Source organism: Pseudomonas sp. 22526, from assembly GCF_052044735.1.
In the GTDB taxonomy this organism is placed as follows: Bacteria; Pseudomonadota; Gammaproteobacteria; order Pseudomonadales; family Pseudomonadaceae; genus Aquipseudomonas; species Aquipseudomonas piscium.
This window is the reverse complement of record NZ_JBQENK010000015.1, coordinates 42,908-65,576: the sequence shown is the minus strand read 5'-3', so window position 1 is coordinate 65,576 and position 22,669 is coordinate 42,908. Positions and strand designations below refer to the sequence as shown.

Annotated in this window: 15 protein-coding genes; 5 read left to right on the top strand and 10 right to left on the bottom strand. The window is 63.5% G+C overall.

Annotated elements, in window-relative coordinates; translation table 11 throughout:
- Positions 1 to 12: 12 nt before the first annotated feature.
- The 3 genes from ACTJKT_RS21955 to aceK all read right to left on the bottom strand — a co-directional run bounded on the left by ACTJKT_RS21955 (position 13) and on the right by aceK (position 7,339).
- A complete protein-coding gene (locus tag ACTJKT_RS21955) occupies positions 13 to 1,134 on the bottom strand; it encodes a beta-ketoacyl-ACP synthase III (RefSeq protein ID WP_210478732.1) in 1,122 nt (373 codons plus the stop codon).
- A gap of 343 nt (positions 1,135 to 1,477) precedes the next feature.
- Complete coding sequence (gene hrpA, locus ACTJKT_RS21950; RefSeq protein ID WP_440788561.1) at positions 1,478 to 5,389, bottom strand: ATP-dependent RNA helicase HrpA; 3,912 nt, start codon at positions 5,387 to 5,389, stop codon at positions 1,478 to 1,480.
- Between the two features lie 228 nt (positions 5,390 to 5,617).
- The gene (aceK, locus tag ACTJKT_RS21945) at positions 5,618 to 7,339 is read right to left on the bottom strand and encodes a bifunctional isocitrate dehydrogenase kinase/phosphatase (protein WP_440788560.1); all 1,722 of its coding nucleotides are present in this window, start codon (positions 7,337 to 7,339) and stop codon (positions 5,618 to 5,620) included.
- A gap of 199 nt (positions 7,340 to 7,538) precedes the next feature.
- On the opposite strand from aceK, the gene ACTJKT_RS21940 reads away from it, so the two are divergent.
- On the top strand, positions 7,539 to 8,453 hold the full coding sequence (locus ACTJKT_RS21940) for a DMT family transporter (protein ID WP_063428895.1): 915 nt from the start codon (positions 7,539 to 7,541) through the stop codon (positions 8,451 to 8,453).
- A 716-nt stretch (positions 8,454 to 9,169) separates the two neighbouring features.
- On the top strand, positions 9,170 to 12,616 hold the full coding sequence (locus tag ACTJKT_RS21935; RefSeq protein WP_440788559.1) for an autotransporter domain-containing protein: 3,447 nt from the start codon (positions 9,170 to 9,172) through the stop codon (positions 12,614 to 12,616).
- A gap of 179 nt (positions 12,617 to 12,795) precedes the next feature.
- Here ACTJKT_RS21935 and ACTJKT_RS21930 read toward each other — a convergent pair whose 3' ends face one another.
- From ACTJKT_RS21930 to cysK, 4 genes are all read right to left on the bottom strand, one after another.
- Positions 12,796 to 13,182, bottom strand: coding sequence for a type 1 fimbrial protein (locus tag ACTJKT_RS21930; RefSeq protein WP_124310558.1), 387 nt, complete (start codon positions 13,180 to 13,182; stop codon positions 12,796 to 12,798).
- 233 nt (positions 13,183 to 13,415) lie between these two features.
- Positions 13,416 to 14,279 (bottom strand): DMT family transporter, encoded by an 864-nt coding sequence (locus tag ACTJKT_RS21925; RefSeq protein ID WP_440788558.1) that lies wholly within the window; start codon positions 14,277 to 14,279, stop codon positions 13,416 to 13,418.
- A gap of 345 nt (positions 14,280 to 14,624) precedes the next feature.
- Positions 14,625 to 15,563 (bottom strand): aspartyl/asparaginyl beta-hydroxylase domain-containing protein, encoded by a 939-nt coding sequence (locus tag ACTJKT_RS21920; RefSeq protein ID WP_025805076.1) that lies wholly within the window; start codon positions 15,561 to 15,563, stop codon positions 14,625 to 14,627.
- A 263-nt stretch (positions 15,564 to 15,826) separates the two neighbouring features.
- Positions 15,827 to 16,801 (bottom strand): cysteine synthase A, encoded by a 975-nt coding sequence (gene cysK / locus ACTJKT_RS21915; protein ID WP_440788557.1) that lies wholly within the window; start codon positions 16,799 to 16,801, stop codon positions 15,827 to 15,829.
- Between the two features lie 133 nt (positions 16,802 to 16,934).
- On the opposite strand from cysK, the gene ACTJKT_RS21910 reads away from it, so the two are divergent.
- The 3 genes from ACTJKT_RS21910 (at position 16,935) to ACTJKT_RS21900 (ending at position 20,190) form a co-directional block, all read left to right on the top strand.
- Entirely contained in the window at positions 16,935 to 18,011 is a 1,077-nt protein-coding gene (locus ACTJKT_RS21910; RefSeq protein ID WP_440788556.1) for a DUF748 domain-containing protein, read from the top strand.
- A gap of 142 nt (positions 18,012 to 18,153) precedes the next feature.
- Positions 18,154 to 18,999 (top strand): AAA family ATPase, encoded by an 846-nt coding sequence (locus ACTJKT_RS21905; protein WP_016705272.1) that lies wholly within the window; start codon positions 18,154 to 18,156, stop codon positions 18,997 to 18,999.
- A 12-nt stretch (positions 19,000 to 19,011) separates the two neighbouring features.
- Positions 19,012 to 20,190: a vWA domain-containing protein gene (locus ACTJKT_RS21900; RefSeq protein WP_009042629.1), complete on the top strand. Its 1,179-nt coding sequence runs from the start codon at positions 19,012 to 19,014 to the stop codon at positions 20,188 to 20,190.
- A 97-nt stretch (positions 20,191 to 20,287) separates the two neighbouring features.
- On the opposite strand, the gene ACTJKT_RS21895 is transcribed toward ACTJKT_RS21900, so the two are convergent.
- From ACTJKT_RS21895 to ACTJKT_RS21885, 3 genes are read right to left on the bottom strand one after another with little or no spacing between them, the layout of a single operon-like run.
- The gene (locus ACTJKT_RS21895) at positions 20,288 to 21,205 is read right to left on the bottom strand and encodes a biotin-dependent carboxyltransferase family protein (protein ID WP_440788555.1); all 918 of its coding nucleotides are present in this window, start codon (positions 21,203 to 21,205) and stop codon (positions 20,288 to 20,290) included.
- A complete protein-coding gene (pxpB, locus tag ACTJKT_RS21890; RefSeq protein ID WP_440788554.1) occupies positions 21,202 to 21,906 on the bottom strand; it encodes a 5-oxoprolinase subunit PxpB in 705 nt (234 codons plus the stop codon). The genes ACTJKT_RS21895 and pxpB overlap by 4 nt, the downstream gene beginning before the upstream one ends.
- Positions 21,903 to 22,655, bottom strand: a complete 753-nt coding sequence (locus ACTJKT_RS21885) for a 5-oxoprolinase subunit PxpA (RefSeq protein ID WP_440788553.1) — start codon at positions 22,653 to 22,655, stop codon at positions 21,903 to 21,905. Before ACTJKT_RS21885 ends, pxpB begins: the two co-directional genes overlap by 4 nt.
- Positions 22,656 to 22,669: the final 14 nt, after the last annotated feature.

Below are 22,669 nucleotides of genomic sequence, written 5' to 3'. Positions count from 1 at the left end.
TCCATAAGACTGTCAACGCTTGCGCAGAAGCACACTGCCAATCGAATAACCGGCGCCAAACGAGCTGAGCACCGCTAGCGAGCCGCTGCTCAGGTCATCCTGGTTCTTGTGGAAAGCGATCACCGAACCAGCCGAACTGGTGTTGGCGTAGGTGTCGAGAATCACCGGCGCTTCCTCTTCGGTGGCCTCGCGGCCCAGCAGCTTCTTGACGATCAGGTGGTTCATGCTGAGGTTGGCCTGGTGCAGCCAGAAACGCTTCACGTCGCTGACGTTCAGCTGGTTTTCCTGCAGGTGCTCGGCGATCAGTTCCGCCACCATCGGGCAGACGTCGCGGAACACCTTGCGGCCTTCCTGCACGAAGAGTTTGTCCGGCGCGCCGATGCCCTCTTCCGCGGCGCGGTTGAGGAAGCCGAAGTTGTTGCGGATGTTGTTGGAGAACTTGGTCAGCAGCTTGGTGCTGATGATGTCGAACTGGTACGGCGAGGTGGCCAGGTCAGCCCGCTCGATGATCACCGCGGTGGCCGCGTCGCCGAAGATGAAGTGGCTGTCGCGGTCGCGGAAGTTCAGGTGGCCGGTGCAGACTTCCGGGTTGACCATCAGGATCGCCCGGGCCTGGCCCAGCTGCACGCTGTTGCAGGCGGCCTGGATGCCGAAGGTGGCCGAGGAGCAGGCCACGTTCATGTCGAAACCGAAACCGGCGATGCCCAGGGCTTCCTGGACTTCGATGGCGATGGCCGGGTAGGCGCGTTGCAGGTTGGAGCAGGCGACTATCACCCCGTCGATGTCCGCGGCGGTCTTGCCGGCGCGTTGCAGGGCCTGTTCGGCGGCGCCGATGGCCATCTGGCAGAGCACCGACCATTCGTCGTTGGAACGCTCGGGCAGGCGCGGAGCCATGCGCTGCGGGTCGAGGATGCCGTCCTTGTCCATGACAAAGCGGCTTTTGATGCCGGAGGCCTTTTCGATGAAGGCCGCGCTGGATTCGGTCAGGGCCTGAACGTCGCCGCGCTCGATCGCTTGCGCGTTGTCGGCGTTGAACTGATGCACGTAGGTGTTGAAAGACTCCACCAGCTCTTCGTTGGAGATGCTGTTGGCCGGGGTGTACAGGCCAGTGCCGCTGATGACGACGTTATGCACGGTCATTCCTCTAGTTCTGTTGAGGCAGAAGGTATTGGCACCGTCGTACCAAACCGTAAATGGTCTATCCCGATTGGCGGAATCGGACCTGACATCGCTTTATTCCGCTTTGCCCGGGCGGCGAAGGCTCAAAACCGCGGGGCCGGCATTTATAACGGCGAAGTTTGCCATAAACGCTGGCGTTTGGCCCCATCGGCAAGCGTAATCGCCGTAACGCCGCCGATCCCTGTAGCCGCTGCCGTAGGCTGCGATAAGGTCCGAAGGACCTTCCCGCGATCTCAGGGAGCATGCCCTCTTCGAGGTCGATCGCAGCCTGCGGCAGCGGCTACAGGGATGACTACGATCAGGCTTCCACCTGGCTCCACTGTTTGTTCAGGCGCTTGTCGGAAATCGGCGCCTTGGTGCCCAATTGCTGGGCGAACAGCGATACCCGGTATTCCTCCAGCCACCAGCGGTACAGCTCCAGCTGCGGGTCGCGCTTGCCTTCCTGGGCATGCTTGCCGGCACGGGCCTGGTACTGGTTCCACAGGCCGGCCAGTTCGGTACTCCAGACCCGGTCCTTCTGCACCTGGCTGCCGAGTTTCTCGAAACGCAGCTCGACGGCCTTGAGGTAACGCGGCAGTTCCTTGAGCCATTGCGTCGGGGTTTCGCGGACAAAACCCGGGTACACCAGATGGCCGAGCTGTGACTTGATGTCGTTCAGCGCTACCGCCTGGGCCAGGTCGATCTTGCCCTTGAAGCGCTTTTGCAGGCCGTGCCAGAGCTTGAGGATGTCCAGAGTCAGGCGCGCCAGGCGCTCGGCGTGCTCGGTCCAGCTGCCGCGCTTGCGCTCGGCCAGCGATGCCAGGCCGGCGCCGTCCCGGGGCAAGCTGTCCTCGCCTTCCAGCACGCAGCTGTCGAGGCTGGCCAGCAGGATGTCTTCCACCAGGGCATCGACACGCCCCAGTTCGCGATACAGCAGGCCCAGCTCGGTCAGCCCAGGCAGCTTGTTGCGCAGGAACTTGGCCGGCTCGGCCAGCTGTTGCAGCAACAGGCGCTGCAAGGCGCGACGATGCTGGAACTCGGCTTCGGCCGGGGTGGAGAAGCGCCCCTCCTTGACCGTGCCCCCCTCTTCTACAAGCGCCGGATACACCGTCATCGACAGCCCGGCGATCTTCTGCTGGGTCTTCTCCGCCACCGCGGCGAACACCTTGGCCTCTACCGGTTGCTGGCTTTTCGCAGTTTGCGGCACGGCCAGGGCAGCCTGGCTGGCTTCGGCGAAACGCGCGGTCAGCTCGGCCAGGTCGCGGCCTTCGCCGAGGAACTTGCCCTGGGCGTCGACGATTTCCAGGTTCATCCGCAGGTGGCTTTCCACCTGTTGCGCCGACTCGGCCCAGGCCTCGTCGCTGACCCGCGCCCCGGTCATGCGCAGCAGTTCGCGACCCAGCGCCTGGGGCAGCGAGCCCTGGGCGAAGTCGATACGCGCCAGGGCCGCCTTGACGAAGTCCGGCACCGGCACGAAGTTCTTGCGCAGCGCCTTGGGCAGGTTGCGCACCAGGGCGATGCACTTGGCCTCCACCAGCCCCGGCACCAGCCATTCCAGGCGCTCGGCGGGCAAGGCCGGCAGCAGCGGCGCCGGCACCCGCAGGGTCACGCCGTCCCGTGGGTGGTTGGGCTCGAAGTGGTAACTCAGGGCCAGTTCCAGGTCGCCGATCTGCAGAGTGTCCGGGTACTGCATGGCCGTGACTTCACTGGCCTCGCGGGCCAGCACGTCTTCCTCGCGCATGATCAGCAGCTGCGGGTCTTTCTGGCTGTTGACCCGGTACCAGCTGTCGAAGGTCGCGGTCTGGTGGATCTCCGCCGGCAGGCGCGCATCGTAGAAGGCGAACAGGGTTTCCTCGTCAGCGAGGATGTCGCGGCGCCGGGCCTTGGCTTCCAGCTCGTCGAGCTGTTCCAGCAAACGGGTGTTGGCACTCAGGCACTTGGCTTTCGATTGGATCTCGCCACGCACCAGGCCTTCGCGGATAAACAGCTCGCGCGACACCAGCGGGTCCACCGGCCCGTAATGCACCGGACGGCGGCCGACCACGATCAGGCCGAACAGGGTGATCTGCTCGTAGGCCACCACCTGCCCGCGCTTCTTCTCCCAATGGGGTTCGAAGTGGTTCTTCTTGATCAGGTGCCCGGCCAGCGGCTCGATCCAGTCCGGTTCGATCTTGGCCACCATGCGCGCATAGAGCTTGGTGGTTTCCACCAGCTCGGCGGTCATCAGCCACTGCGGACGTTTCTTGCCCAGCCCGGACGATGGATGTACCCAGAAGCGCCGCTGACGGGCACCGAGGTAGTCGCCCTCCTCGGTCTTCTGGCCGATCTGGCTCAGCAGGCCGACCAGCACCGCCTTGTGCAGCTTGGGATAGTCGGCCGGTTCCTTGTTCAAGCTCAGCTGCAGGTCGCGGCAGATCAGGCTCAGCTGGCGATGGGAGTCGCGCCACTCGCGCAGGCGCAAGTAGTTGAGGAAATTCTTGCGGCACCAGTTACGCAACGGGCTGGCGGTCAGCGCCTGGCGCTGCTCTTCGAAGCCGCGCCACAGATTGACCAGCCCGGCGAAATCCGAGTCGGCGTCCTTCCATTGCGCATGGGCCTGGTCGGCCGCCTGCTGGCGCTCCGGCGGCCGCTCGCGCGGGTCCTGGATCGACATGGCGCTGGCAACGATCAGCACTTCCTGCAAGCTGCCCAGCTTCGCCGCTTCCAGCAGCATGCGGCCCATGCGCGGGTCCACCGGCAGCCGCGCCAGCTGGCGGCCCAGCGGCGTCAGCTGGCTGTTGCGGTCCACCGCCGAGAGCTCTTGCAGCAGGTTGAAACCGTCACTGATGGCCTTGCCGTCCGGCGGCTCGATAAAGGGGAAGGCAGTGATTTCACCGAGGCGCAGATGGAGCATCTGCAGGATCACCGCCGCCAGGTTGGTGCGCAGGATTTCCGGGTCGGTGAATTCCGGACGGCCGTTGAAATCCTCTTCGCTGTACAGGCGCACGCAGATACCCGGCTCGACCCGGCCGCAGCGGCCTTTACGCTGGTTGGCGCTGGCCTGGGAAATCGCTTCGATGGGCAGGCGCTGGACCTTGGCCCGGTAGCTGTAGCGGCTGATCCGTGCCGTGCCGCTGTCGATCACGTAGCGGATACCCGGCACGGTCAGCGAGGTCTCGGCGACGTTGGTCGCCAGCACCACCCTGCGGCCCGGGTGCGACTGGAAAATCCGCTGCTGCTCGGCCGGCGACAGGCGCGCATACAGCGGCAGGATCTCGGTGTGTTTGAGCTGGGCCTTGCGCAGCATTTCGGCGGCGTCGCGAATCTCCCGCTCGCCCGGCAGGAACACCAGCACGTCACCCGGGCTGCGGCGTTCGCTGCGCTCATGGGCGGCGATTTCATCCAGGGTGGCGAGGATCGCCTGGTCCACCGTCAGGTCGTCCTCGACCCGGTTGCCCTCTTCGTCCTGCTCCAGGGTCAGCGGGCGATACCAGGTTTCCACCGGGAAGGTGCGGCCGGAAACCTCGACGATCGGCGCGTCGTCGAAGTGCTTGGAGAAGCGCTCCAGGTCGATGGTCGCCGAAGTGATGATGACCTTGAGGTCCGGACGCCGCGGCAGCAGGGTCTTCAGGTAGCCCAGCAGGAAGTCGATGTTCAGGCTGCGTTCGTGGGCTTCGTCGACGATGATGGTGTCGTAGCGTTCCAGGTAGCGGTCGTTCTGGGTTTCCGCCAGCAGGATGCCGTCGGTCATCAGCTTGATCAGGGTGTTCGAGTCGCTCTGGTCCTCGAAGCGCACCTGATAACCCACCAAAGCACCTAGCGGCGTCGCCAGCTCTTCGGCGACCCGGCTGGCCACGCTGCGCGCGGCGATCCGCCGAGGCTGGGTGTGGCCGATCAGGCCGTGCTGGCCGCGACCGATTTCCAGGCAGATCTTCGGCAACTGGGTGGTTTTACCCGAGCCGGTTTCGCCGGCGATGATCAGCACCTGGTGCTTTTGCAGCGCCGCCTTGATCTCGTCGCGCTTGGCGGCGATCGGCAGGCTGTCGTCGTAGCGAATCGACGGCACGCTGGCGCGCCGTGTCAGCACCTGGGCGCAGGACGCCTGCATGCGTTCGACCCACTGCCCAAGCTTGGCCTCGTCGGGCTTCTTGCGCAGCTCAAGCAGCTGCCGGCGCAACCGGTGACGGTCGGCGAGCATGGCTTGGTCGAGGTTTTTCAGCAGTTGGTCGATTGCAGGCGATTCGGAAGTCATCAGGTACGCAAGGGTCGTCTATTTATGCAGGGGGCGGATTGTCGCAGATTTGCGCCGGTAAATGCTGCATGGGCATTCGCCCCTCCTTGTAGGAGCGAGCTTGCTCGCGATCGAGTGCGCAGCACTCGCCGAGCAGACAGGATGGCGTACCAGGTGGAGCAGTGGCGCTGGCAGGAGCGGCCTGCGGCCTATCGCGAGCAAGCTCGCTCCTACAGAGGTGGTACGGGGTTATTCGTTATCCCGCTCCTTGCGCCGGTAGGGGAACACATCGATCACCTTGCCGGCGCGAATGGCGTCCTGCAGGCCTTTCCAGTAATCGGCGTTGTACAGCTCGCCGTGCAACTGGTCGAACAGCTTGCGCTGCCCGGCGTCGGCGAACAGGAACGGCGGGAACTCCTCGGGGAACACGTCCAGCGGGCCGATGGAGTACCAGGGCTCGGAGGCCATCTCGTCCTCCGGGGTGCGCGGCGCCGGGATATGGCGGAAGTTGGCTTCGGTGAGGAAGCAGATCTCGTCGTAGTCGTAGAACACCACCCGGCCATGGCGGGTGACGCCGAAGTTCTTCAGCAGCATGTCGCCGGGGAAGATGTTGGCCGCGGCCAGTTGCTTGATCGCCAGGCCGTAGTCCTCCAGCGCTTCGCGCACCTGGGCCGGGTTGGCGTGGTCCAGGTAGAGGTTGAGCGGGGTCATGCGCCGCTCGGTCCAGCAGTGGCGGATCAGCACCGTATCGCCCTCCACCGACACCGTCGACGGCGCCACTTCCAGCAGTTCCGCCAGGCACGTCGGGTCGAACTTGCCCAGGGGAAAGCGGAAATCGGCGAACTCCTGGGTATCGGCCATGCGCCCTACCCGGTCGACGCTTTTCACCAGGCGGTACTTCTCGATCACCGTGGCGCGGTCGACGTTTTTCGACGGCGAGAAGCGGTCCTTGATGATCTTGAACACGGTGTTGAAGCCCGGCAGGGTGAACACGCTCATGACCATGCCGCGCACGCCCGGGGCCATGATGAACTGGTCGTCGGTGTTGGCCAGGTGGTTGATCAGCGCCCGGTAGAACTCGGACTTGCCGTGCTTGTAGAAACCGATGGAGGTGTACAGCTCGGCGATATTCTTGCCCGGCAGGATGCGCTTGAGGAAACCGATGAACTCCGCCGGCACCGGTACGTCGACCATGAAATAGGAACGGGTGAAGGAAAAAATGATCGACACATCGGCTTCGTCGGTGATCAGCGCGTCGATCTGGATGCCCCGCCCTTCTCGGTGCAGCAGCGGAATCACCAGCGGCCACTGCTCGTCGTGGGTGTAGATGCGTCCCACCAGATAGGCGCCTTTGTTGCGGTACAGCACCGAGGAAAACAGCTCCACCGCCAGCTCCGGGTCCTTGCACACCCAGTCCGGCAGGTTCTCCCGCAACTGCGACTCCAGACGCCGCAGGTCGCCGGGCAGGTCGGCATAGGCTTCGCTGAAGCTGTAGTCGACGAAGATCTGTTCGAGCATCGTCGACAGATGGCCTTGCGGCCGGTAGGTGCGGGTCTGCGCGGCCCGGGCGCGACGCAGGCTCGGCCGCGTGGTGTGGATGAACATGCAGCCGTCGCTGATCAGATCGTGGCTGAACAGGCCGCAGAAGGCCGAGTTGTACCAGGTCTCGGACAACTCATCGTCGAAGCGCAGGTCGATCAGGCTGATATAGGCGCTCTTCACCAGCGGCCACTGATTGACGTCGAGCAGGGTCTCCAGATCGAAGGCCGCGCGCAGCCGCTGCACGGTCTCGCCGACCTTTTCCTCGTACAGGTTGATCCGTGCCGCCGAGGCGGTCTGCGCCTCCTGCCACTGCGCCTGCTCGAAGCGTGCCCGGGCACCGTCGGTGATCTGGCGAAAGTGCTCGCGGTAATCGTCGAAGCCATCGAGGATCGTTCGAGCGATATCGGCGGCGGGCCATTTCTGCGGCATGGTGAGACCTCTGCGGGAATTCGGAAAAGCCTGAGCTTAGCCAGTGAACCGGGTGCAGGAGAAGTGCAATTTTCCGCCGATGGCGAGAGTCGCCGCCAATTCGACCGCAAGATAGCGATTGCTCGCGCCCCGTCTCTCGGCAACACTCTCGCCCTGCTGAAAAAAGGGCCCTTGCAAGGGCCATTAAAGGAGTTGCGCCGTGAGACTTGTCGATACCCTGCGTTTGTTGTCCCTGGCCGCGATCTGGGGCGCGAGTTTTCTGTTCATGCGCATCATCGCTCCAGTGATCGGCAGCATTCCCACGGCATTCTTTCGTGTCTCCATCGCCGCCACCGGCCTGCTGGTGATCCTCGCGCTGATGCGCATCAGCTGGGACTTCCAGGGCAAGTTCAAGACCGTGCTGCTGCTCGGCGTGATCAACTCCGGCATCCCCGCCACCATGTATTCGGTGGCGGCCCTGGTGCTGCCGGCCGGTTACTCGGCGATCTTCAATGCCACCACGCCCTTGATGGGCGTGCTGATCGGCGGGCTGTTCTTCCACGAGAAACTGACCCCGACCAAAATCGCCGGGGTCAGCCTGGGCCTGTTCGGCGTGGGCATCCTGACCCGCGCCGGCCCCATGACATTCGACCTGGAACTGCTGCTGGGCGCGCTGGCCTGCCTGCTCGCCACCACCTGCTACGGTTTCGCCGGTTTCCTCGCGCGGCGCTGGCTGGACCAGGCCGGCGGCCTCGACAGTCGCCTCTCGGCCCTGGGCAGCATGCTCGGCGCCAGCCTGTTCCTGCTGCCGATCTTCGCCTACAGCGCCATCAGCCAGCCGCCCGCCAGCTGGGGCGGCTGGAGCGTCTGGCTGTCGTTGCTGGGCCTGGGGCTGGCCTGCACCGCCTTTGCCTACATCCTGTATTTCCGCCTGCTGAGCTCGATCGGCCCGGTCAAATCCATGACCGTGACCTTCATGATCCCGCCGTTCGGGGTGCTGTGGGGCGCGTTGCTGCTGGATGAGCCGCTGTCCATGGCCCACTTGTATGGCGGCGTGCTGATCGCCGCGGCCTTGTGGCTGGTACTCAAGCCTGGGGCCCGGGTCGCCTCGCCCCAGGAACTGGCGGATCGCTGATCGCGTCGATTCACCCGACATCGCGAGCGGCCCTGGAACAGGGCGCGCTCGCCATGTGCACGGCAGTTTCGATCGGACTTGAACGGAACCGAATTGAATATTGGATGGCGCAACTTCTGCCCTTCGGCAAAAAACTTAAAACAACAAATAACCACCGCCTTCTTCAAAAAACAAATAACGCCCTCCCAATAAAACCTCCCCCCCTGAAACAAAAAAATCACTCCCCCCGCCGTTTTTACTTTTACCACCCTCTTTTACGCCCCTCGACCAAAACCCATAAAACTTGAATAGAATTCGCTAAAAAAGCCATCTCCAGACACTTCCACCACCAATAGCAATGAACTAACCATAACTAACAAGGATTATTCTCGACCATCACAAAGATATTTCTGAAAAGTTTCAAAAAAGTTCTCGACCTCTCTCCCCACGTATATTCCCGCCTTCTTCTTTATTAAGTTACCGACCCTCTCGCAACTTTCCGGACAACTTGATCAGCCATTCAGCACTTATGAACAGATCACTCCGGCCGCACTGTTACAGCAGCGGCCCTATTGCACTTCATAGCCCAAAAACTCCGCTCCCGACCAACAAGCGCCTCGCGCTTCCGGGCAGCCATCGAACGCTTTCACCCCTCGGCGCGCGCCGCTGATCCCTAGCGCACTCGAGGCCATTTCCACCCCTCCGACCACACAGGCACCGCCTTGGAAAAGAAGACCATGACACCTCACAGTTTCAGCCCCTCCAGCACCGCGCTCGCCGTCGCACTGGCATTGAGCTCCTTCGCCCCGGCCGTACTCGCCACCACCAACTGGACCGGAGACGCCCATCACATTGCCTATGACCAGGACGGCAATCCCTATCGCGTCGACGACAGCAACGCCTGGGAAAACAGTGGCAACTGGAGCAACGGCGCTCCCGCCAGCAATGAGGAGGTCAACATCGATCGCCCCCTCGCCGGGCGCAACAACCAGGTCGCGCAACTGGACAGTGCGCGAACGGTCGGCAGCCTGAACGTCGGCACCGTCAACAACGGCCTGGGCCAGTTGAATGTCGGCGGCAGCGGCAAGCTGAACGTCGCTGACGGCTTCACCCTGGGCACCGTACAAGGCGCCACGGGCAAGGCCACCTTCAACAACGGCGCGACCTTGGACACCGGCGGCGACCTGATCGTCGGCAAAGGCGGCTCCGCCGACCTGAACCTCAAAGGCGGCGCCAAGGCCCGCTCCCAGGGCGACACCTTGATCGGTGTGGACCGCGGCGCATCCGGCACCCTCAGTGTCGACAGCAGCTCAACGCTGACCAGCGACAAGCGACTGGTGGTCGGCGGTGCAGGCAATGGCACCCTGCTGGTCAAGAATGGCGGCCAGGTCAACAGCCAGGACAGCCTCATCGCCGCCGACCTCGGTTCCAATGGCAGCGCCAGCCTCGATGGCGCGGACAGCCTGTGGAAAACCCTCGGCGATATGATCGTGGGCCAGGCCGGCAATGGCTCGCTGTCGCTCACCAACGGTGCCAAGGTGCAGACCGCTGGCAACACCGTCCTCGGCGCACAAAAAGGCTCAAGCGGTACGGTCAGCCTCGACAACGGCACCCTGTCCACCGACAAGACCCTGATCGTCGGCGGCGCCGGCAACGGCACCCTGGAGATCAAGAACGGCGGTCAGGTGGAGAGTCAGGACGGCATCATCGGTGCCAAGCAGGGCGCCAGTGGCAGCGCCAGCCTCGATGGCGCGGGCAGCCTCTGGGAAACCCTCGGCGACATGACCCTGGGCCAGGGCGGCAACGCCAGCCTGGCACTCGCCAACCAGGGCGCGGCCAAAGTCGGCGGTGGCACCTTGCGGATCGCCGCCGACAGCAGCTCCAACGCGGCACTTTATGTGGGAGCCACCAGCGACAAGGCCGCCGACGCCAAGGGCGCGGGCCGGCTGGAAGCCAAACGCGTGGTCTTCGGCGAAGGCCAGGGCCTGGTCCAGTTCAACCACAGCGACCGCAATTACCAGTTCGATGCCGGTTTCGAAGGTCAGGGCCGCATCAATCACATCGCCGGGCAGACCCTGTTCAACGGTGACTCCAGCGGCTTCACCGGTCAGTTGAACGTCAAGGGCGGCGAACTGCTGCTGAACAACCGCATGGCCGGGCAAGTGCAGGTCGACCAGAACGCCAGCCTGCACATCGGTGCCTTCAACGGCAGCCAAGGCGAAGTGCTCAGCGATATCGGCAACGATGGCCAGGTGGTGTTCGATCGCAACAACCAGTACCAGTACGACCACGTCATCCACGGCAGCGGCTCGGTCGAGCAGCGCGGCACAGGCACGACCCTGCTCAGCGGCGAAAACACCTACAAGGGCGGCACGCTGGTCAGCAACGGCACCCTGCAACTGGGTGCCGGCGCGAACGGCGGCAACAGCGGCTCGATCCTCGGCGACGTGCAGATCGACGCACCCGGCAGCCTGGTGTTCAACCGTGCCAACGACTACCGCTTCGGCGGCGCCCTCTCCGGTACCGGTACCCTCTATAAGCGCGGCGCCGGGCGCACCGAGCTGAGCGGCGACAGTTCCGCTTTCCACGGCCGCAGTCATGTCGATTCGGGCATCCTCGCCGTCAACGGCAAGCTCGGCGGCTCGACCGAGGTGCATGACGGCGCAACCCTGGCCGGCAACGGCCAGGTCGGCAACGTCACCCTGCACAAAGGCGCGACCATCGCCCCTGGTAACTCCATCGGCACCCTGAGCCTGACCGGCGATCTCGACCAGCGCAGCGGTTCGACTTTCCATGCCGAACTGCTGAGCACCGGGGCCAACGACCGGCTGCTGGTGAACGGCGCGGCGCGACTCGAAGACGGCAGCATCATCAACGCCGACAAACTCGACAGCACACGCTACGAGCTGGACCGTCGCTACCTGGCGCTCGCCACCCAGCAGGGCCTGAGCGGTCGTTACCAGTTGACGGGCGATACCTGGGTATCGACCTTCTATGACCTGGTGGACAACTACGACAGCCACAACGCCTACCTGGATGTGCAGCAGACGCGCCTGTTCCAGGAAGCCGCCCTCACCCGTAACCAGCGGGCCACTGCCACCGCGGCACAAAGCCTGAAAGGTTCCGCCGTGCCGGCGCTGACGCCACCGGTGCACAACAAACTGTTCGAGGCCATCGCCTATCTGCCCGATGACCACCAGGCACGCGACGCCTTCGATCAACTGTCCGGCGAGTTCCACAACTCCAGCCGTTCGGCGCTGATCCAGGACAGCCGCCTGGTGCGCGACGCGGCGAACAGCCGCCTGCGCTCGGCGACTGTCGCCCAGGCCCGTGACACCGCGAGCGACGCGCACTCCGGCCTGACGCCGTGGATCACCACGCTGGGCAACTGGGGCGAGGTCAAGGGCGACAGCAATACCGCCACCCTGCGCAGCGACACCAAGGGCTTGCTCACCGGTGTCGATACCGCGGTCGGTGACAGCGGCCATATCGGCGCGCTGACCGGCTACAGCCGTACCGAGCTCAAGAGTTCGTCACGCGACTCGTCGAGCGACAACGACAATATCCACCTGGGTGTCTATGGCGGGGCACAGGTCGGCGGCTTCGACCTGCGTGGCGGCATGGCCTACACCTGGAGCCGGATCGACGCCAAGCGTTCGGTGAACTTCGCCGGCTACAGCGACCACCTGAAGTCCAAGCATGACGCCAATACCCTGCAAGCCTTCGGCGAACTGGGCCGGCGCTTCGACCTCAGCCCTTCGGTACAGCTGGAACCTTTCGCCAACCTGGCCTATGTGCAGGTCAAGAGCGAAGGCTTCAAGGAGCGCGGCGGCCCGGCGGCCCTGCGCGCCAAGCACGCGTCGGACGAGCAGACATTCTCCACCCTGGGCCTGCGCGCCAGCGCCGACAAGCAGCTGGAGAATGGCAAGCTGCTCACTGTGTTCGGTAGCGCCGGCTGGAAACACGCCCTGGGCAGCAACACGCCGTCCAACACCTACCGTTTCGACGGCAGCGATGCGTTCCGCACCGAAGGCGCGGCTTACTCGCGCAATAGCGCGGTCGTCGAAGCTGGGGTGGAAACCCGGGTGACTCCCGAGCTGAGCCTGGGCGCTGCCTACAGCGGGCAACTGGGCAACGGTGCCAGCGAACACGGCCTGCGCCTGAACGCCAGCTACCGCTTCTGACCCCACCCTGATCACGTAGCGGCGGCCCCGCTGCTGCGTGTTGTGGATTGACCGGCAAGGTGCACTTGCCGGTCTTTTTTTTGCCCTTGGCCAGGGCATGCCTCCAGCAGCAACGGATGCATCCGTGACTGCCATTCAATACCCGGCGCTCTGGCGCCGGGCATTGGCCTATACCTGGGTCATGGCGACGTCAGGGTAATCAGGTAGGTCCCCGAGTTCACCGGTTTGCCCGCTCCATCGACCAGCGCATATTGCTGATCGTAGTAGCGCCCTTCCTTGCCACTGTCCGTCACCAGCTTGACGTTGACCGGCGACTGGCCGACGGCCGTCACCGTGCTCGACGGACCGACACCCTGCACCCGGATGTCGTTGCCCCGCGACAGTTGCGGGCACTGGCGCAGGCTCAATACGGCCCCGCCATGGGCAGTCGAGCTTGGCGTGCAAGGCTCCTCGACGATGCTGCCGTGAAAATAGATCGTTCCCTGAATGCTTTGAGGGGCTGCGGAACAGATTCCACTCAAGCCTAGAAACATGCCGACACCTGCCAAAACCAGCTTGGTACTCATTCTGACTTTCTCCATTGGGCCTGAAGAGTATGTCGTCAGTGTAGAAGCAATCTTTAATTTTTAAGGTTTTTCCTATTCCCAAAGACGCAATAAATAGGGTAAAAGCGAATGCATTTTAGTGGCCATGAGCCATCACTATTATCGGCCAGTCCCAGCCAATCTGAAGGGTCCGCCCCAGGCAAAAAAAAGCGCAGCCCTCGCTCAAGCCGAAAGCTGCGCCCAACACCCATCAATCAGCTGTTTTTGCGGAACACGAACACCAGCCCGACGATGATCAACAGCATGCCGAGCACGCTCAGCAGCGCCAGCCGGTTACCGAAGAACAGGTAGTCCATCACGGCCGTCACCGCCGGCACCAGGTAGAACAGGCTGGTGACATTCACCAGATTGCCGCGAGCGATCAGCCGGTACAGCAGCAAGGTCGCCAGCACCGAGACCACCAGCCCCATCCACAGCGCCGGGACGATAAAGCCGACGCCGTGTTCGAAACGAAACGGCTGGAACGGCACGAACAGCGCGCACAACAACAGCCCGGCCAGGTATTGCACCGGCAGGGTACCCAGCGGGTTGTCGCTGATGCGCTTCTGCATGATCGAACCCAGGGTCATGCTGACCAGGGCCAGCAGGCCGAAGAGCATCCCGGCCAGCGACATGCCGGCCAGGCCGATGCCCTGATAGACCACCATGATCAACCCGGCCAGGCCCAGCGCCAGGCCGAACATCCGGCTCCAGGAACGCTGACGCTCCATGATCACCACGGTGAGGATGGGTTGCACCCCCATGATGGTGGCCATCACCCCGGGGGTGACCTTCAGGTCCAGGGCCAGCAGGTAGAAGATCTGGTAGGCCCCCAGCAACACCAGCCCGGTGGCCACCGCGTACAGCATCGGCTTGCGCCCGCGGGGCAACCGCAGCTTGAGCAAGGGAATCAACAGCAGCAGCCCGCACAGGGCGATGGCGAAGCGGAACAACAGGAAGGCAAAGGGCGAGGCATGGGCCAGGCCCCATTTGGAGAAGATCGCGCCACTGCTCCAGAGCAGGACGAACAGGCTCGTGGAAGCCGCCGCAAGCGCGGACTTTTTTGTCATGAGCAACATGAATACCACCTGTAATCAGGCAAATAGCCAACTCAGCCGAGGCTGAAATTCAGTAGTTTTTTCTGGCGGGCACGGGCAACAGCAGAGGTTGCTGATCAGCCCCGTGCGACAACGCCCGGCGGTGATACGACGGCGCACACCGGCGTGCTACTGACAGGTGGGGGGTAATGACTGATCTGCACAGGCTGCTGGTTCCCGCACGGCACGACGCCAGCGTTGACCGCTGAATCGACTACCGCGTTGATGAGGGAATGAGGCATGTGCTGATCTTTCTGAAGAGGAAGGTGAATCTTCTGATACACCGGGCGCCGACTATAACCAGCGCCCGATATTCATTGCAACGGCTTAGCCGAACAGCCAGTAACCCAGGGCGGTCAGGACCACCACCGCCAGCACCGGGCGCATGACGCGGTAGAGCTTCGGATTGCGGCGCTTCCATTGCTTGACCACGCCGCTGATCCGGTCGCTGAAACGCTTGCTCCAGGCATAGGCCTGGTTGATCCCGCCGACGCGCTCGTCGTCGAGGTTCTGCGGCGCGGTGGCACGCCCCAGCCAACCGCTGATCCAGCGGTTGACGCGGGTCATCAGCGAGTTGCTCAGCGGACGCTCGATGTCACAGAACAGGATGACCCGGGTCTTGTCGGTTTCGTTTTTCACCCAGTGCACGTAGGTCTCGTCGAACATCACGTCTTCGCCATCGCGCCAGGCGTAGACCTGGCCGTCGACGAAAATCCGGCAATCGTCGGAGTTCGGCGTGGACAGGCCCAGGTGATAACGCAGGGAACCGGCGAACGGATCGCGGTGCGGGTTCAGGTGGCTGCCACCGGGCAGCAGGGCGAACATCGCGCCCTTGACGTTGGGAATGCGGCTGACCAGTTCAACGGTCTTCGGGCACAGCAACTCGGCCGATGGTAGGGGTTTGTCGTACCACTTGAGGTAGAAACGCTTCCAGCCCTTCTTGAAGAACGAACCGAAACCGGCGTCGTTGTTCTTCTCGGCGGCGCGGATGTAACCCTCGTCGAACAGGTGCATGGCTTCGTCGCGGATCACTTCCCAGTTGTCCTTGAGCACATCCAGCTCGGGGAACTTGCTGCGGTCCAGGTAAGGCTTGGAAGGCACGCCGGAAAACAGGTACATCAAGGCGTTATAAGGAGCGAACAGCGCCGAATGGTTGACGAACTGACGCAGCACCGGCAGTCGAGCCTTGCCGCGTAAATGCACGTAGAGAGTGCTGCCGATGAATAGCAGCAACACCGCGGACTTGGCGGCAAACGAAAGGCTCATGCAATATCTCCTTGAAAAAATTACCAGCGGGGCAGCATTCATCCGGCATGGCAGCCGGCCATCATAAACACTCCTGGCCCCTGGAAAAACCCGCACAAACCGACAAACAGTGTTAACAGTCGTGCAACAAAACGCTAATTAACATAAGTCACCTGAACGCCAGCTGATGCATGTCAGCACAATTTCACCGTGCCCTGCACGCAACAGCCGCCGCACCTTCGATCGCCGGCAAGCCGGCTCCGGCGATCCCCTTTCCCTGGGTCTTACTGCTGGTTCTCCTGCTCGGTGAACAGGTCGCTGAACAGCATGCTCGACAGATAACGCTCACCCGAATCCGGCAGCACCACCACTATGGTCTTGCCCTGCATCTCGGGGGTTTCCGCCAGGCGCACCGCCACCGCCATCGCCGCGCCGCAGGAGATGCCACACAGAATCCCCTCCTCCTGCATCAGGCGCAGGGCCATGGCCTTGGACTCCTCGTCGCTCACCAGCTCGACCCGGTCGACCATCGACAGGTCGAGGTTGCTCGGCACAAAACCGGCACCGATGCCCTGGATCTTGTGCGGGCTGGGCTTGATCTCCTCGCCGGCCAGTTTCTGGGTGATCACCGGCGAGACGCTCGGTTCCACCGCCACCGACAGGATAGGTTTGCCCTGGGTTTTCTTGATGTAGCGGGAAACCCCGGTGATGGTGCCGCCGGTGCCGACGCCGGCCACCAGCACGTCCACGGCGCCATCGGTGTCATTCCAGATTTCCGGGCCAGTGGTTTTCTCGTGGATCGCCGGGTTGGCCGGGTTATCGAACTGCTGCGGCATGAAATATTTTTCAGGGTCGCTGGCAAGAATTTCCGCAGCCTTCTCGATCGCCCCTTTCATGCCCTTGGCCGGCTCGGTCAGCACCAGCTCGGCCCCCAGGGCCTTGAGCACCTTGCGCCGCTCGATGCTCATCGATGCCGGCATGGTCAGGACCAGCTTGTAACCACGGGCCGCAGCGACGAACGCCAGGCCGATGCCGGTGTTGCCCGAGGTCGGCTCGATGATGCTCATGCCCGGCTTGAGTTTGCCGCTGCTTTCCGCGTCCCAGATCATGTTCGCGCCGATCCGGCACTTCACCGAATAACCCGGGTTGCGCCCTTCGATCTTGGCCAGGATGGTGACGCCGCGGGGCGCGATGCGGTTGATCTGCACCAGCGGCGTATTGCCAATGGAATGGGCGTTGTCGACGAAAATGCGGCTCATGGCTGGGTCCTTGTACAGCGTGAAAGGAAGTCTCCAAGGGTATGCCTCGCACCCATGAGCGTCCAGTCGGGACGAACGACTGCGCTGCCGGGGAGTCAATCGCTATAAGGCATACGGCTGGAGATTCATGCCCATGAAACGTCGCTACAGTTGGCCCCTGTGGACCCTCGCCGGGGTGCTGGTGCTGCTGGCCGCCCTGCACATCGCCCTGCCCTATCTGGTGCGTGATTACCTCAATGACCGGCTGGCCAACATGGGCGACTACCGCGGCCAGATCACCGACGTCGACCTGGCCCTGTGGCGCGGTGCCTACCGGATCAACGGCCTGAAGATCGTCAAGGTCGACGGCAAGGTGCCAGTACCCTTCGTCAATGCACCGCTGGTCGATCTGTCGGTGAGCTGGCATTCCCTGTGGTACGACCACGCAGTGGTGGCCGAGGTGCAGTTCGTCGGGCCGCAGGTCAACTTCGTCGACGGCGGCGCCAACAAACAGAACTCGCAAACCGGCGAAGGCACCGACTGGCGGGTCCAGCTGAACAAACTGCTGCCCATCACCCTCAACGAAGTACAGGTCAGCGACGGCAAGATCAGCTTCCGCAACTTCAATTCCAAACCGCCGGTGAACATCAGCGCCACCCAGGTCAACGCCAGCGCCTACAACCTGACCAACGTGGTCGATACCCAGGGCAAACGCGACGCCCGCCTCGAAGGCAAGGCCCTGCTGGCGGGCCATGCGCCCCTGGAAACCAACGCCACCTTCGACCCGCTGAGCGACTTCCAGGACTTCGCGTTCCGCCTGCGCGTGCAGGATATCGAACTCAAGCGCTTGAACGACTTCGCCGCCGCCTATGGCAAATTCGACTTCAACGCCGGCCACGGCGACCTGGTGATCGAAGCCGAGGCCAAGAAGGGCCAGCTCACCGGCTACATCAAGCCGCTGCTGCGCGATGTCGATGTGTTCAACTGGCAGCAGGATGTCGAGAACAAGGACAAGGGGATCTTCCGCTCGATCTGGGAAGCCCTGGTGGGGGGCAGCGAAACCGTTCTGAAAAACCAGGGGAAAAACCAGTTCGCCACCCGGGTCGAACTCAAAGGCAGCGTACATCAGCGTGATGTCAGCGCATTCCAGGCTTTTTTGCAGATTTTGCGTAACGGTTTCATCGAAGCCTTCAACGCCCAGTATGAGCGCCCCAAGCCATCCGCTGACTGAGTCACCATGTGACGCCCCATTCAGAGACTGAATGGGGCGTCTGCGTTCACAGTCGACCGGGCGGCGCGCTATAGTCGGCCATCGTGTTTTATTCTTCCGACCTGCTCGATGCACGTCGGCGTTACCGTTCGAGGAATTGCAGATGAAGTTCGAAGGCACCAGCGCGTACGTCGCCACCGATGACCTGAAGCTGGCAGTCAATGCCGCCATCACCCTGGAGCGGCCGCTGCTGGTCAAGGGCGAACCGGGCACCGGCAAGACCATGCTCGCCGAGCAACTGGCCGAGTCCTTCGGTGCCAAGCTGATCACCTGGCACATCAAGTCCACCACCAAGGCCCACCAGGGCCTGTACGAGTACGACGCGGTGAGCCGCCTGCGCGATTCGCAACTGGGCGTGGACAAGGTGCATGACATCCGCAACTACCTGAAAAAGGGCAAGCTGTGGGAGGCCTTCGAATCCGAGGAGCGGGTGATCCTGCTGATCGACGAAATCGACAAGGCCGACATCGAGTTCCCCAACGACCTGTTGCAGGAACTCGACAAGATGGAGTTCTACGTCTACGAAATCGACGAGACCATCAAGGCCAAGCAGCGCCCGATCATCATCATTACCTCCAACAACGAGAAAGAGCTGCCGGACGCCTTCCTGCGCCGCTGCTTCTTCCATTACATCGCCTTCCCCGACCGCACCACCCTGCAGAAGATCGTCGACGTGCACTACCCGGACATCAAGAAGGACCTGGTCAGCGAAGCGCTGGACGTGTTCTTCGACGTGCGCAAAGTGCCGGGCCTGAAGAAGAAGCCTTCGACCTCCGAGCTGGTGGACTGGCTCAAGCTGCTGATGGCCGACAACATCGGCGAAGCGGTGCTGCGCGAACGCGATCCGACCAAGGCCATCCCGCCGTTGGCCGGTGCCCTGGTGAAGAACGAGCAAGATGTGCAGTTGTTGGAACGTCTGGCGTTCATGAGCCGTCGCGGCACCCGCTGAGAGGGCATTGTCATGCTGCTCAACCTGTTCAATGAAATGCGCGCCGCCAAGGTTCCGGTGTCGGTGCGCGAGCTGCTCGACCTGATCAACGCGCTCAAGCAGCGCGTGACCTTCGCCGACATGGACGAGTTCTATTACCTGTCCCGGGCGATCCTGGTGAAGGACGAGCGGCACTTCGACAAGTTCGACCGCGCCTTCGGCGCCTACTTCAACGGCCTGGAAAAACTCGACGACCACCTGCAGGCGCTGATCCCCGAGGATTGGCTGCGCAAGGAGTTCGAACGCTCGCTGACCGATGAGGAACGGGCGCAGATCCAGTCCCTCGGCGGCCTGGACAAGCTGATCGAAGAGTTCAAGAAACGCCTGGAAGAACAGAAGGAACGCCACGCCGGCGGCAACAAGTGGATCGGCACCGGTGGCACCAGCCCCTTCGGCTCCGGCGGCTTCAACCCGGAAGGCATCCGCGTCGGCGACGCCGGCAAGCGCCAGGGCAAGGCGGTCAAGGTCTGGGACCAGCGCGAGTACAAGAACCTCGACGACTCGGTGGAACTGGGCACGCGCAACATCAAGGTGGCCCTGCGCCGCCTGCGCAAGTTCGCCCGCCAGGGCGCGGCGGACGAGCTGGACATCGATGGCACCATCGACCACACCGCCCGCGACGCCGGCCTGCTGAACATCCAGATGCGCCCGGAACGGCGCAACAGCATCAAGCTGCTGTTGCTGTTCGATATCGGCGGCTCGATGGATGCCCACGTGAAGATCTGCGAGGAGCTGTTCTCGGCCTGCAAGACCGAGTTCAAGCACCTGGAGTACTACTACTTCCACAACTTCATCTATGAGTCGGTGTGGAAGAACAACCTGCGCCGCGGCTCGGAACGCACCTCGACCCAGGACGTGCTGCACAAGTACGGTGCCGACTACAAAGTGATCTTCGTCGGCGACGCCGCCATGGCGCCTTACGAAATCACCCAGGCCGGCGGCAGCGTCGAGCACTGGAACGAAGAAGCCGGTTATGTGTGGATGCAGCGCTTCATGGAAAAGTACAAGAAGCTCATCTGGATCAACCCCTACCCGAAAGACACCTGGGGCTACACCGCCTCGACCAACATCGTGCGCGAGCTGATCGAAGACCAGATGTACCCGCTGACCTTGCGTGGGCTGGAAGAGGGGATGCGGTTTCTCTCCAAATGATGGGCGCTGGCCGATCTGACGCTATCGCGGGCAAGCCTCGCTCCTACAGACTCAGGTTGTTCGCCCATCTCGCGAANCCCGCGATGCTTTTTCTGCCCTACACGAACCGCTGCAAAAACTCGATCTGCTGCCGATACGCCGTCTCCTGCACCACCGGCGTCAGGCGTATCTCGCTGCCCGGCAGGCATTGCGCCAGCCGCGCCAGCGCCAGGGGCGTCAAGGCTCCCAGCCGCGGATACCCACCGATGGTCTGCCGGTCGTTGAGCAGCACGATCGGCTGGCCGTCCGGCGGCACCTGGATCGCGCCCAGGGGAATGCCCTCGGAGATCATCGGCGCCCCTTGATAGCGCAATTGCGGCCCCAGCAGGCGCATGCCCATGCGGTCGGCGCGGCTGTCCAGGGTCCAAGCGCTGTTGAAGGCATCGAACAGGCTCTGCCCGCTGAACTGGCCGATCTGCGCCCCGAGAATCACCTCCAGCGGCGCCTTCGATTGCAGGTCCGGCAGTTGCTTGCCCGACAGTTCCCTGAGGTTCATCCCTGCCCCGGAATACTCCAGCCGCGCGCCTTCGGCCAGCGGCCGGCCGAAACCGTCGAGCCCGCCCAGTTCCTCGCGGACCACACTGGCGCAACTGCCCAACACCTTCGGTGCGTTGAAGCCACCGGGCGCCGCCAGATAGGCCCGCGCCCCCAGGTACGGCTGGGTGAAACGCAGCCGCTGGCCTTTTTGCAGGATAAAGCTGCGCCCCGGGCTGAGCGGACGCTCGTCGATACAGGCCCCCAGGTCGGCGCCCGCCAGCGCCAGCAGGCACAGCTCCTCGGCGACCACGCTGAAACCGCCCAGGGTGATCTCGATCACCGGCGCATCCAGGGCATTGCCCAGCAGCCAATTGGCCCAGGACATCGACACCCAGTCCAGCGCACCGCCCTGGGTCACGCCCAGGTGCCGCACGCCAAAGCGACCGGCGTCCTGCAACAGGCACAAAGGCGTGCTGGCTTCGATCGTCAGGCGGCTCATGCCGGCACCTCCAATGGCGTGTCGTCGCCGCCGAGGCGGATGAACTCGGCGTGGTCCACCGCGGCAAAACGCACGCTGTCGCCCGGTTGCATCAGGCTGTAGCCGTCGCGCTCGCGATCGAACAGGCGGCTCGGCGTACGCCCGATCAGGTTCCAGCCCCCCGGCGACACCACCGGATAAGCCGCGGTCTGCCGCTCGGCAATACCGACGCTACCGGCCGCCACGCGTTTGCGCGGCGTATCCAGGCGCGGCGCGGCCAGCACTTCGTCCACCAGCCCCATAAAGGCGAAACCCGGGGCGAAGCCGAGGGCGAACACCTGGTACTCGCGCTCGCTGTGGCAACGGATCACCTCGTTCACCGTCAGGCCGCTGCGCCGCGACAACAGGCTCAGCTCCGGGCCGACGCTGAGGTCGTACCAGACCGGCAGCACATGGCGCTGGCCGCCGGTGCGCGAGTCCGGAGTCAGCTCGGTCAGCGCCATATCGATCAGTTCCCGGGCCTGGGACGGGCTCAGGGCCCGCAGGTCGTAGTGCACCATCAGCGTGGTGTAGGACGGCACCAGGTCGATCAACTGCCCGCCGAAGGCCGCCCGCAGGCGCTCGCTGGCAGCGAGCATCCACGGCATGTTGGCCTCGGCGATCGCGTCGAACAAGCGCACCATCAGGCAGTCGATGGCCACCACTTCCACCCGCGGCTTCATGCCGGGAACTGCTGGTTCAAGGCCTCTCGGATACGCTGCACGGCGGCCACCGAACTGGCGTTGTCACCGTGCACACACAGGGTATTGGCCTGCAGGTGCAGGGCGCTGCCATCGCTGGCCTGCAACACGTCGCCACGGGCGATGGTCAGGGCCTGGGCAATGATTTTTTCCGGGTCGTGATGCACGGCCCCCGGCAGTTGTCGCGAAACCAGATGACCGGCGCTGTCGTAGGCGCGGTCGGCGAAGGCTTCGAACCACAGGGTCACGCCGAACTCGTCGCCCAGGGCCTGGGCCGCGCTGTTGTCACGGGTGGCCATCAGCATCAGCGGCAGCTGCCGGTCGTAGGCGGCCACCGCCTGGATCACCGCGCGCAGCTGCGCCGGGTTGGCCATCATGTCGTTGTACATGGCGCCATGGGGTTTGACGTAGCTCACCCGGCTGCCCTGGGCCCGGCAGATGCCGTCGAGGGCGCCGATCTGGTAGTGCAGCAGGTCCTGCAGTTCCTGGGCGCCGTAGGCCATGGAGCGGCGGCCGAAACCGGCCAGGTCCTGGTACGCCGGATGCGCGCCGATGCGCACGCCATTGGCCAGGGCCAGGCTGACGGTTTTGCGCATGATGCTCGGGTCGCCGGCGTGGAAACCGCAGGCGATGTTGGCGCAATCGATGAACGGCATCACCTCGGCATCCAGGCCCATGGTCCAGTTGCCAAAGCTTTCGCCGATGTCGCAATTCAATAACAGGCGGCTCACGGTCGGTGCTCCTG